The sequence below is a fragment of the Limnospira sp. PMC 1279.21 genome (assembly GCF_032349615.1).
In the GTDB taxonomy this organism is placed as follows: Bacteria; Cyanobacteriota; Cyanobacteriia; order Cyanobacteriales; family Microcoleaceae; genus Limnospira; species Limnospira fusiformis.
In genome coordinates, this window is the sequence record NZ_JARPLU010000147.1 from 1 (window position 1) to 12,104 (window position 12,104).

Below are 12,104 nucleotides of genomic sequence, written 5' to 3' on the forward strand. Positions count from 1 at the left end.
GAACCTTGTAGTCAAATCCCCTAACATTATATGCCCAAAACTAAAACCTACGCCCAACCCCCCCTAGAATTTCTCCCCCCCAAGTTTAACCCTCTGGTTTTGCGACTGTGCCAGATCTTGATGCCTCTCTGGATGGCCGGGAAAACACCGATCGCTGATATTCAGATAGAACAAGGCGATCGCATCATTGAATTATTCCAACAATTCCAAGCCTCAAAAATTCGCTTCCTCCTCGCTTTTCGTCATCCCAACCCCAATGACCCCATCGCCCTTTCCCAGGTATTTTGGCGACGTATTCCAGCCTTGGCAAAATCTCAGGGTGTCAACCTTCAGGACCCCGTGCATTTTCATTTTATTTATGATCGCGGTATTCCTCTGTGGGCGGGAAATTTCGTGACTTGGTTATTTCCTCAATTGGGCGGCAGTTCCATTTTACGCGGCACGATAGATCGCCCTGGCTTAAAATCTGCCCGCCATTTATTTGTTAACGGTCGTTTCCCCATAGCTGCGGCTCCAGAAGGTGCAACTAACGGCCATAATCAACTAATTAGCCCCCTAGAACCCGGTATCGCCCAAATGGCTTTTTGGTGTGTGGAAGACCTCCACAAACTCCAGCGCACAGAAACAGTTTTGATTGTTCCCCTGGGAGTTCAATACTCTTATGTTCAAGATAACTGGAAAGCCTTAGAGTCCCTGTTAACCGAGATGGAAACAGATTGTGGCTTATCGACATCTAACCATCAGCCTGTTTTTGAGCATTTATATCCCCGTTTAATTAACCTGGGTAACTATTTACTAAATTTGATGGAAAATCTCTATGGTAAATTCTATCATCAAAATATTCCCCAGTCAAGTGATAATCAAGATTTATCCCAGCGCCTCCATTCGCTGCTAGATATCGCGTTAAAGGTTTCTGAAAGCTATTTTGGGATTCAACCTATAGGGGATTTAACTAGCCGTTGTCGCCGTCTGGAACAGGCGGGTTGGGAGTATATATATCGGGAAAACCTCAAGTCTCCAGAAGATTTATCAGCGGTAGATTTAGGACTAGCTAATCGCCTGGCGGAAGAGGCAAGTTTGCGAATGTGGCACATGAGATTAGTGGAAAGTTTTGTAGCGGTGACTGGGGAATATATTAAACAAAATCCCTCGTTCGATCGCTTTGCGGATACGGTAATCATTATTTGGACGGCGATCGCTAGATTAAAAGGCGTTAACCCTAATAAAACCCCCAACTTAGGTAAACAGTTGGTTAAAACTAGAGTGGGTGAACCTATTGCTGTATCCCCACGTTGGGCTAGTTATCAAAGCAGCCGTCGTCAAGCGATCGCTGATTTAACCCAAGATTTACAAATCGCCCTAGAAGAGTTAATTGTTTAGGCAGATTTATTTTAATTTATACTCCCGAAAATTCTCCCTTTCATTACCATTAATCCGTAACACAGCCAAGGGTTGATTTTGTTGATCACGGATTAAATAATACCATTGAAAGCTACTTTTCCCATTCAAGGCTTGCAGAAGTTCCGGTTGTCCCCGAAAGGCGATTTGAATCGCCTGTTCATATTCCTTAGCCACAATTTGACGTTCAAATCCTTTTTTGGGATTATCAACCCACATAGAATTATAATTCCAGATAATAATATCATCCTGTTGGTCAGGTAAATACAGAGTAATATCATTGACAAAGGATAACTTTTTCACGCTCCTAATTAAATCATCCAAGGTGTCAGGAACATCAGTCCTCGGCGGTTCATTTAATAAAGATACCTGCTGCAAAAACTCATCCCTTAGTTGCTGCATTTGTTCTGTAGCAATGCGTTTAAATACCCGGTTACGATGATTAGTAATCATCAAATTAGCGACAGATAAAACACTAATTAACACAGCAAAAACCGCCACAACTCCCGACATATATAACATATAGGTAGTTTTGGGCGCTTCGCTAACGGTCTCCAACTCCTCTAAACCTCGACTTTTGTTGAGTAAGCCAATAGACTTAACAATTTCTTGAATACCCAACACAAAAGTAATGGCGACACCAAAAACACTCAAGACAATACACCCGGCCATAATTGCCCTTAAAACCTGTTCAACTTGAGGGCTAAAAATATCCCAGTTTAACATATCATCAAAAATGCCTAACACGGCTAATGTCGCGCCTATTACCAACAGACAAACTGTCATCGCTACAGTGAAAGACAGAAGTTTAACTCGTTTTTTCATGGTTTAATCCAGCGACTAGATGTGAGTGTGCTTTTTTTGTCCGAAAATGCTAGGCTATTCGTTAACGTTATGAGGTAATCGACTCAATGACTGAACACGAAATGTTGATGCTAGGTATTCTCCTATTACCAGGTTTGGCATTATCCATCATCATTTTAGGGACTTTTGCGGCTGGCGGTTAATTAGAGATACGCACCCAGGGGACTAAGTGGGGTGATCCCCACCCCTGCTAATTAATAAACAACAGGATTATGGCAAATTCCGCAAGTGTGATTGATCACTTATTGATTATTTGCTGGCTTGGTCTTCCCCAAAAATCTGAAGCTGGAAATAGACTAAGACTAGGGCGATCGCTAACAATAAAGTCGCCGCTGCTGCTGCGTAGCCAAAATCAAACTGGGAAAAAGCCTGTTCGTAAATATAGTAAACCAGTAAATTAGTAGAGTTGAGGGGACCGCCGCCAGTAATTACATAAACTGGTTCAAAACTTCTCAGGGTAAAAATAACTGTAGTGACTGTAGCAAATACTAAGGTAGGTTGGAGACCCGGTAAAGTCACATACCAAAATTTTTGCCAGGGTCCCGCGCCATCAAGTTCCGCCGCTTCATAACGGTTAATGGGAATGGTTTGCAGTCCGGCTAAAAATACCACTAAGTTAAAGCCTAATTGTTTCCAAATACTTAGTAAAATTAAAACTGGCATAGCCCAGACGGTACTACTTAACCAGGGAATTGGATCGAAGCCAATTTGTGATAAAAACCCGTTGACGGGACCATCAGTTTGAAATAGCCACCGCCAACCCAAACCTACGGCGACTAAGGAGGTAATAGAAGGGATAAAATAAGCCGTCCGTAAAAACCCCCTAAACATCAAGGTTTGGTCTAGCATTACAGCTAGGGCGAGGGGGATGACTAAACTCGGAATAACTGTAGCAATGGTAAAGTAAATTGTATTACCAATAACCTGCCAAAAATCAGGACTGACAATTAAGCGCAGATAGTTGGTGAATCCTACAAACTCGACCCCAGACCGGGTAAAACTTCCCTGAGTGAAACTGAGGTAAATTAAATAAATAATCGGCCAGACAATAAATATCGCCATCAGAAATAAGGCGGGAGTTAGGAACACCCAGGCGGCTACTGATTCTTGATCTAAGGTTAACTTGGGGGTTGATTTTTTAGGATTCATATAATAGGGTATGGGGAATATTCATTGATTAAGTAAGATTAGTTTTATCTGCTGGAGTTTCCATGACTGATAAAACATAATCAAACTCATTAACACTGTGGTTGGTGGCGATATCGAAGACTACACCATCAGCTTCGGCGTAGACGGGGATAATTGTGGATGTTTGTTTATCTTTGTGGAAGGATAGTATATCATAGATTTTACTGTCTTTGGTAATGGCATCGCCAATGTTAATACAATTTTTAAACATACCGCCCTGGGGCGCATAGTATTTTTTTATCTGAGTTTTGGGAATCAGTTTAATGGGATAATTAGCGGTTTGCGGCTGGGGGAAACCTTCAATCTTTAACATACCTTTAGCGGCGAGATAATTTTTAATACCGATTAATCCGCGATTGACTGACTCTGGGTTCATGGTCATACCTGACCCTAATTCGAGAGTCCAAGATTCAATGTCAAAAATTAGGGGTTTTCCTAAAAGTTTTAATTGCTGTTCTAGGGCTAACCAAGGTTTGAAAAAAGCCTCGTCAAAAGCATCTCCATCATATTCATTCATCCAAATACCATAATCTAACAAAAAGGCCCTGGCGCTTTCTTCTCGACTATGGAAACAATACAAATAATCGATCGCTTGATTAGTGGAACTGTGCAAATCCATGACATAATCGGCATCAAGGCACAGGGATTGTAGTTGATAGCGGTAATATTCGCCGTAGGTCAGGCGACTGTTACTCTGGATTTTATGATCATGTAAATCGTGGAATTTTGCCAGGATTGTTTGCCGATAGTTGGCGATAATTTCTGGGGGGGTTAAATGCTGGTTAGCCCGGGCAAAACTGGCGATATCATCCCCGGTTTTTTGATAATCCCAAAAAATCCGATTCCAATCTTTGCCATCATAAACATGATAGCGACCATCAGAAAAATGGTGCGATCGCTGATTAACTCCTAGGGGATTACAAACCGGGACTAACCAAATTTCCCCGACCAATTGGGATGGGTCTAAATGAGACAAAAACCCAATCAAATGGTGAATTACCTCATTGCCACTAATTTCCGCGCCGTGCAAATTAGACTGTATATAGGCTTTTTTGCCGGGGTCTGCACCCTGGAACCGATAAACCTGTAACCCCAGGCGATCGCCCGAAGCCAACTGCAATAACGGAATAGTCGAAATTGTCGGTATCATTATGACACACACCCGATAGTATAATCTCAAACCTGTATCAAGACCCAGGGAGCCTGGGCAACTCCTGATTTTCAGGGAAAGGTTACAATAGCCTGATAGGTTAGTGCCAGCATCTAGCTGGCTTGGTAAAAGCGTCCAGCTAGGTTGGTAACTCACCAGCTTGGTAACAAAATCATTTAACTTATTTGTTCATTTTCTGAAAACATTACCCTGTGTCAAATCCTATCCAAAACAGCCCCAAACTCGATTTAAGTGATCTATTCCCTTTTGAACTCGACGATTTTCAGAAGGAGGCGATCGCCGCTTTAGACGAGGGAAAATCCGTAGTAGTATGCGCCCCCACCGGTGCCGGAAAAACCCTAATTGGGGAATATTCCATCCATCGCGCCCTCGCCAACGGTCGCCGAGTCTTCTACACCACACCCCTAAAAGCCCTCTCCAATCAGAAATTAAGAGATTTTCGGGAACAATTCGGTGATGAGATGGTGGGACTACTCACCGGGGATATCTCCTTTCATAGGGATGCCCCCATTTTAGTAATGACCACAGAAATTTTCCGAAATATGCTCTATGGTACTCCCATAGGTCAAGTAGGCACTTCCCTAGAAGGAGTGGAAGCCGTAGTCCTTGACGAGTGCCACTACATGAATGATAGACAGCGCGGCACTGTTTGGGAAGAATCAATCATCTACTGTCCTCGAAATATACAACTGTTAGCCTTATCGGCTACTGTAGACAACCAACAGCAACTCACCGATTGGATCAGAAGAGTTCACGGTCCGACAGAATTAATATCTTCCGATTCTCGTCCAGTCCCAGTAGAGTTCTACTTTTGCAATAGCAAAGGGATGTTTCCCCTTCTCGATGGTAGCAAACGCCGCATCAGTCCATCATTAGCCAAAAGCAGTAGAGCGCGTCAGCGTGGCAGTTATAACCGCAAAAGCACTGTACCGGAACTAGCCGATATTGTATCGCGACTGCAACAACGGGATATGTTACCGGCCATTTATTTTATATTTAGCCGTCGTGGGTGCGATCGCGCTGTGGGTGATGTTAGCCATCTATCCCTAGTCAACCGAAAAGAGGCGGCTATTTTACGCGATCGCATTGACCGTTTCATCAAAGACACCCCCGGTGCGGCTCGTCCCAAACAACTCGAACCCCTCGCCAAAGGCATTGCATCCCACCACGCCGGACTACTTCCCGCCTGGAAAATGTTTGTAGAAGAACTATTTCAGGAAGGACTCATTAAAGTAGTTTTCGCCACCGAAACCCTAGCCGCTGGCATAAATATGCCCGCCCGCACCACAGTAATTTCTAGCCTATCCAAGCGCACAGACGACGGTCATCGCCTCCTGAGAGCCTCCGAATTTTTGCAAATGTCAGGACGTGCGGGACGGCGCGGCATGGACACCATCGGCCATGTAGTGACCGTAGAAACCCCTTTTGAGGGAGCCCAGGAAGCAGCCTATTTAGCCACATCCAAACCCAACCCCCTAGTGAGTCAATTTAGCCCCAGTTATGGCATGGTCCTGAACCTGTTGCAGACTCACAGCCTAGAAGAGGCAAAAAACCTAGTTGAATCCAGTTTTGGTCAGTATACGTCCACCATACATTTAGTTCCCGCAGAACAATATATTAAAAACCTAGAAGCAAAACTAGCGGAAGTTGAAGCCGAATTAGGGTTAGGAGAGGACTTAGACATCAATACCCTAGAAGAAACCCTAGCTGACTATGAAAAGCAGCAGCAACGCCTCAAGCAGGAAAAACGACTGTTAAAAACCCTGCAAAAACAAGCACGAGAAGCCCACACCCAAAAAATGGCGGAAGCCCTCGACTTGGCAGAAGTTGGTACTTTGGTCAGCCTCCGGGGTAAGCACGTCCCCACCGCCCGCAAGTCAGACTCAGAGCCAATTTCCGCCGTACTGGTTGCCCAAACTCCTAGCCCTGGACAAGCGCCCTATTTCATAGTTTTGGGGCGAGATAACCGTTGGTATATAGTGGGTGCTATGGATGTGGTTAGTTTACAGGCTGAACTTCCTAGGCTGACCTGGGCAGATCATTTGGAAATGCCAGAAATGCAGTTTAAATTAGGACAATCACGACGGGGAGATGAAATAACTGAAGCGCTGGCTGTACAAATTCCAGAACTGTTGGTGGAAGATACCGCCCCAGAGGTAGCTAATCAAATAACTCGCATTGAACAGGTGGAGGAAATTTTAGCTACACACCCCGCCGAAAAGTTCGGGAAACCTCAAAAAATCCTCAAACGCTTGCGCCGTCGGAAGGCTATTCAGAAGGAAATTGTTGATTATCAGGAGGAGTTGCGTCAATATTTAGAACGCAATTGGCGGGAATTTCTGAATCTGATTGACATTTTACAAGAGTTTGAGGCTTTGGATGATTTGCAGCCAACTAAGTTGGGACAGGCGACAGCAGCCCTGCGAGGGGATAATGAGTTGTGGTTGGGGTTGGTGCTAATGTCGGGAGAATTTGATAACCTAGAGCCTTATAATTTGGCTGGTGCTTGTTCTGCTTTGGTCACTGAGGTTTCTCGGTCTGATAGTTGGACTCATTATCAGCTTTCGGAGGTGGTACAGGAAACTTTGAACCGCCTCTGGTCTTTGCGTAGATCTCTGATTAAGGTTCAAGGTCGCCACCATGTAGAGTTTTTGGTGCTTCCTGAACGCCGAGAACATCAGCGCCTCAGTGCTATTCTTGAACAGTGGGCTGGTGGGGTAGAATGGGCGGAATTGGTGAAAAATACCACTCTTGATGAAGGGGATATTGTCAGGATTATCAGACGCACTCGAGATTTTCTCTCGCAAATTCCCCATGTTCCTCACCTCAGTAGCACGCTGAAAGATAATGCGATCGAGGCTAAAAATTTAATCGATCGCTTCCCGGTTAATGAGGGTGTGCAGTAAAGGGATCATGGATGATTTTGGCTTCCTCTCCCTTCTGGGGAGGGAGGCTAGATGATGGCTAGATGTCGCCCCTACAACCTACTTGATAATGGGTAATATTGGTTATTACGAAAATGTCTCCAATTTCCACCAAAACTGAAACTATTGCAGCGATCGCCACCGCCATTGTACCACAACAGGGCAGTATTGGCATTGTCAGAATGTCTGGCTCGGAAGCTGTCGCGATCGCTAAAACCCTATTTAAAGCCCCAGGAAATCAGCCCTGGTCAAGTCACCGCATTCTCTATGGTTATATCCATCATCCCCACACACAGCAACTGGTCGATGAGGCTTTATTGCTATTAATGCTCGCTCCCCGCTCCTACACCCGCGAAGATGTGGTAGAATTTCACTGTCACGGTGGTATTATCCCGGTTCAACAGGTCCTACAGCTTTGTTTACAAGCGGGAGCCAGACTAGCCACCCCTGGAGAGTTTACCCTGCGGGCGTTTCTCAATGGGCGACTAGACTTGACTCAAGCTGAGAGTGTCGCTGAACTGGTTGGGGCTAAGTCTCCCCAGGCTGCTAGTGCGGCTTTGGCTGGACTGCGGGGAAAATTGGCGGCTCCGATACATCATCTGCGATCGCTCTGTTTAGATATTTTAGCAGAAATTGAAGCTAGGGTCGATTTTGAAGAAGATTTACCCCCCTTAAATGAATCGGAAATTATCCACCAATTGGAAGAAGTCTTACAGCAATTAACGGATATATTAGACACAGCAGATAGGGGAGAACTCTTACGCACAGGTTTAAAAGTGGCAATTGTGGGTCGTCCTAATGTGGGGAAATCTAGCTTATTAAATGCTTGGAGTCGTAGCGATCGCGCCATTGTCACAGACCTACCGGGAACCACTAGGGATGTGGTAGAGTCTCAGCTAGTGGTCGGTGGTATTCCCATTCAAGTTCTCGATACGGCTGGGATTCGTAAATCTGATGATAAAGTGGAACAAATTGGGGTAGAAAGGTCACAGATAGCGGCTCAATCAGCGGATTTGGTATTATTTACCCTCGACTGTGAAAACGGCTGGACAGAAGCGGAAAAGGAGATTTATCAGCAGGTCAAAAATAGACCGATAATTATAGTGATGAATAAAAGCGATCGCCTATCCTCAGCACAGCTCGAAAATTTACGTCAATCTATTATTAACCAACTGGACATTAAACCCTCGTTAATTATTGCGACCGCCGCCACTCTTAATCAAGGGATTACCGATTTAGAAGAGAGTATCCTTAACGCTGTTCACACCGAAAACCTACAATCAGCTAATCTGGAATTTGCCATTAACCAGCGTCAAGCAGCAGCCCTTACCCGCGCGAAAATAGCCCTAGAACAAGTGGAAAACACCATAAGCGATCGTCTACCCTTTGACTTTTGGACTATCGACCTACGCGGCGCAATTCACGCCCTAGGAGAAGTCACCGGAGAGGAAGTTACCGAATCAGTATTAGACCGGATTTTCAGTCGATTTTGTATTGGGAAATAATCAACAATCATCCATCATTACTGACAGGAGGGAGAGTAATCATAGAATTAATGCGATCGGCAAGTCGAGAGAATGGTAAACTTTGAACAATCACAATACCCGGTCCCGTCATTTTCGCCAAAAATAAGCCTTCCCCACCAAATAACGCATTACGAAAGCCACCCACAAATTGAATATCATAGCGCACCGAGGGAGAAAAAGCCACCAAACACCCCGTATCAACTCGCAAAGTTTCCCCAGGTTGTAAATTTTTTTGAATCATCGCCCCTCCCGCTTGAATAAAAGCCAGACCATCCCCTTTTAGTCGTTGCAGAATAAATCCCTCTCCCCCAAAGAAACCAGCCCCTAATTTCTTAGTAAATGCCACATTAATTTCCGTACCATTAGCCGCACACAAAAACGCATCTTTTTGGCACAAAAATTCGCCACCAATTTGAGCTAAATCAACCGGAATAATTTGCCCTGGTGAAGTCGCAGCAAAACCGACCCTAGAACGTTGTTTCCCATTATTTAAAAACGTAGTAATAAAGAAACCTTCTCCAGTAAGCATCCTTTTAAAACCAGAGAATAAGCCCCCTTTTCCCATACCCGTTTGCATTTGAATACCATCTTCCATATAGGTCATGGTTCCCACTTCTGCTTGAACTCCCTCACCGGGGTCTAGTTCAATTTCCACCAATTGCAAATCATTACCATAGATTTTGTAATCAATTACATCAGCCATAAGTAAAAACACCGTAAAAAGCCACTATTGAGGGCAAGCCCGAAGACTTGCCCCTGTATGTCAAGGGAAATGAGATTAGCGGTCTACTGACCCCATAATAATATCTACACTTCCCAAAATCGCCACAATATCAGCCACTTTTTCACCTTTAACTAAATCGGGAAAAATTTGCAAATTATTAAAGTCTGCTGCCCGAATTTTAAACCGCCAGGGGAAAACATTATCATCACCGATAATATAAATGCCCAATTCTCCTTTACCGCTTTCCACCCGCACATAATGTTCTCCAGAAGGAATCTTAAAAGTCGGAGCAATTTTTTTCCCAATAAACTGGTAATCAAAATTATTCCACTCAGACTTAGGCCCTCCCATCATCCGTTGTGCCTCTAAATTCTCGTAGGGACCCCCAGGAAGACCATCTAAGGCCTGGCGAAGAATTTTAACAGATTCCCGCATTTCCCGAATTCGCACCACATAACGGGCGAGGCAGTCCCCGGCAGTTTCCCAGTGAACATCCCAATCAAAATCATCGTAACACTCATAATGATCCACCTTACGAAGATCCCAATCAACCCCAGAAGCGCGCAACATAGGGCCAGATAGTCCCCAGTTAATCGCTTGTTCACGGGTAATAACTCCCAAACCCTCAATACGGCGGCGGAAAATCGGGTTATTGGTGATTAGTTTTTCATACTCATCAACTTTGGGGAGAAAATAATCGCAGAAATCGTGGCATTTATCAACCCAACCATAGGGAAGGTCGGCGGCGACTCCACCAATGCGGAAGTAGTTGTTATTAACCATGCGATAGCCAGTAGCAGCTTCCCAAAGGTCATAAATCATTTCCCTTTCCCGGAAGATGTAGAAGAAGGGAGTTTGCGCCCCTAAATCTGCCAGAAATGGTCCTAACCAGAGTAAATGATTGGCGATCCGGTTTAACTCTAACATGATTACCCGGATGTACTGGGCACGTTTGGGAACCTCAATATTAGCCAGCATTTCCGGGGCGTTGACTGTTACCGCTTCATTGAACATCCCGGCGGCATAATCCCAACGGCTAACGTAGGGAACATACATGACATTAGTCCGGTTTTCGGCGATTTTTTCCATGCCCCGATGTAGGTAGCCGATGACTGGCTCACAGTCTACTACATCCTCGCCATCAAGGGTGACAATTAGCCTCAACACTCCGTGCATGGAGGGGTGATGAGGTCCCATGTTGATGACCATGGGTTCGGTGCGAGTTTCGATTCTGCTCATATCGTTTTTGATCGCGCTAGAGTTTATGATGGTCTTATAGTCTCGTCAAATCTGCGTAACTTGCCGATTAATTTGAGTTTCCTTTAACTGATTATAGGTATTTTGGGGTGTCTGAGAAAGGTAGAGATTTGGATAATGTGGAATTCGGTGGGAAATTTGTCCATATTCCGGTTCTGGGGCGGGAGTTAATTGAGGGGTTAGCAGTCCAGGAGGGTGGTCACTATCTCGATGCTACGGTTGGCGGCGGGGGACATACAAGGATGATTTTTCAAGCAGCCCCTAATGTGCGAGTGACAGCCATTGACCGTGATTTAGAAGCGATCGCCGCTGCCAAGTCCATGTTAATGGATACTATCGGTAATTGTGGCGCGCGCCTGAAATTTTGGCACGGAAACTTTAGCCAATATCCATCGAGTCCCTCACAATTTGACGGCATCATAGCCGATTTAGGGGTGAACTCCCATCAACTCGATACCCCAGGACGAGGATTTAGTTTCCGTCATTGTGGACCATTAGATATGCGAATGAACCCACAAGACCCCCTCAGCGCCGCCGAAATCATTAACACCTGGGACGAAAAACAACTGGCTGACATCTTTTATACCTACGGCGAAGAAAGGCTATCTCGGCGCATAGCAAGGCAGATTGTCGAAAAACGCCCCTTTCAGACCACCGAACACCTCGCTAATGCGATCGCCAATTGTGTACCCTCCAAGTACCGTTATGGGCGAATACACCCAGCTACCAGAGTTTTTCAAGCCCTACGCATAGCCGTTAACGGAGAACTAACCGCCCTAGAAACCTTCCTAGAAACCGCCCCCACCTGGCTCAAACCCCGAGGACGTATCGGCATCATCAGTTTCCACAGCCTAGAGGACAGACCAGTTAAACACGGATTTCGCCATAATCCCCTACTGAAAGTCTTAACCAAAAAACCCATAACTCCCCAGCCAGATGAAATTAACCAAAATCCTCGCGCCCGTTCCGCTAAACTTAGATTAGCCGAAAGAAGTGCAAGTCAGCACCCCCGGCTGAAGCACGGGGGCTTCGTGCCCCCCTTTCAGGTAGCC

General features: G+C 45.2%; 9 protein-coding genes. 4 read left to right on the forward strand and 5 right to left on the reverse strand.

Annotated elements, in window-relative coordinates; genetic code table 11:
- The first annotated feature begins 30 nt into the window (after window positions 1-30).
- Window positions 31-1,380, forward strand: a complete 1,350-nt coding sequence (locus P5683_RS18685; protein ID WP_006625168.1) for a hypothetical protein — start codon at window positions 31-33, stop codon at window positions 1,378-1,380.
- Between the two features lie 6 nt (window positions 1,381-1,386).
- On the opposite strand, the gene P5683_RS18690 is transcribed toward P5683_RS18685, so the two are convergent.
- The 3 genes from P5683_RS18690 to P5683_RS18700 all read right to left on the reverse strand — a co-directional run bounded on the left by P5683_RS18690 (window position 1,387) and on the right by P5683_RS18700 (window position 4,600).
- Window positions 1,387-2,223, reverse strand: a complete 837-nt coding sequence (locus tag P5683_RS18690) for a hypothetical protein (RefSeq protein ID WP_006625169.1) — start codon at window positions 2,221-2,223, stop codon at window positions 1,387-1,389.
- Window positions 2,224-2,511: 288 nt separating this feature from the next.
- Entirely contained in the window at window positions 2,512-3,411 is a 900-nt protein-coding gene (locus P5683_RS18695; RefSeq protein WP_006625170.1) for a carbohydrate ABC transporter permease, read from the reverse strand.
- Window positions 3,412-3,439: 28 nt separating this feature from the next.
- Window positions 3,440-4,600 (reverse strand): succinylglutamate desuccinylase/aspartoacylase family protein, encoded by a 1,161-nt coding sequence (locus P5683_RS18700; RefSeq protein WP_006625171.1) that lies wholly within the window; start codon window positions 4,598-4,600, stop codon window positions 3,440-3,442.
- A 212-nt stretch (window positions 4,601-4,812) separates the two neighbouring features.
- On the opposite strand from P5683_RS18700, the gene P5683_RS18705 reads away from it, so the two are divergent.
- Together P5683_RS18705 and mnmE are read left to right on the forward strand one after the other, a co-directional pair.
- Complete coding sequence (locus P5683_RS18705; RefSeq protein WP_006625172.1) at window positions 4,813-7,527, forward strand: RNA helicase; 2,715 nt, start codon at window positions 4,813-4,815, stop codon at window positions 7,525-7,527.
- 113 nt (window positions 7,528-7,640) lie between these two features.
- Window positions 7,641-9,050, forward strand: a complete 1,410-nt coding sequence (mnmE, locus tag P5683_RS18710) for a tRNA uridine-5-carboxymethylaminomethyl(34) synthesis GTPase MnmE (RefSeq protein WP_315639721.1) — start codon at window positions 7,641-7,643, stop codon at window positions 9,048-9,050.
- Window positions 9,051-9,057: 7 nt separating this feature from the next.
- On the opposite strand, the gene P5683_RS18715 is transcribed toward mnmE, so the two are convergent.
- Window positions 9,058-9,774: a TIGR00266 family protein gene (locus tag P5683_RS18715; protein WP_006625174.1), complete on the reverse strand. Its 717-nt coding sequence runs from the start codon at window positions 9,772-9,774 to the stop codon at window positions 9,058-9,060.
- 75 nt (window positions 9,775-9,849) lie between these two features.
- Window positions 9,850-11,034, reverse strand: a complete 1,185-nt coding sequence (locus P5683_RS18720; protein WP_006625175.1) for an NAD(P)H-quinone oxidoreductase subunit H — start codon at window positions 11,032-11,034, stop codon at window positions 9,850-9,852.
- Between the two features lie 107 nt (window positions 11,035-11,141).
- Between P5683_RS18720 and rsmH the strand changes: the two genes are divergently transcribed.
- On the forward strand, window positions 11,142-12,104 hold a 963-nt coding region (gene rsmH / locus P5683_RS18725), incomplete at its 3' end, for a 16S rRNA (cytosine(1402)-N(4))-methyltransferase RsmH (protein WP_315639723.1).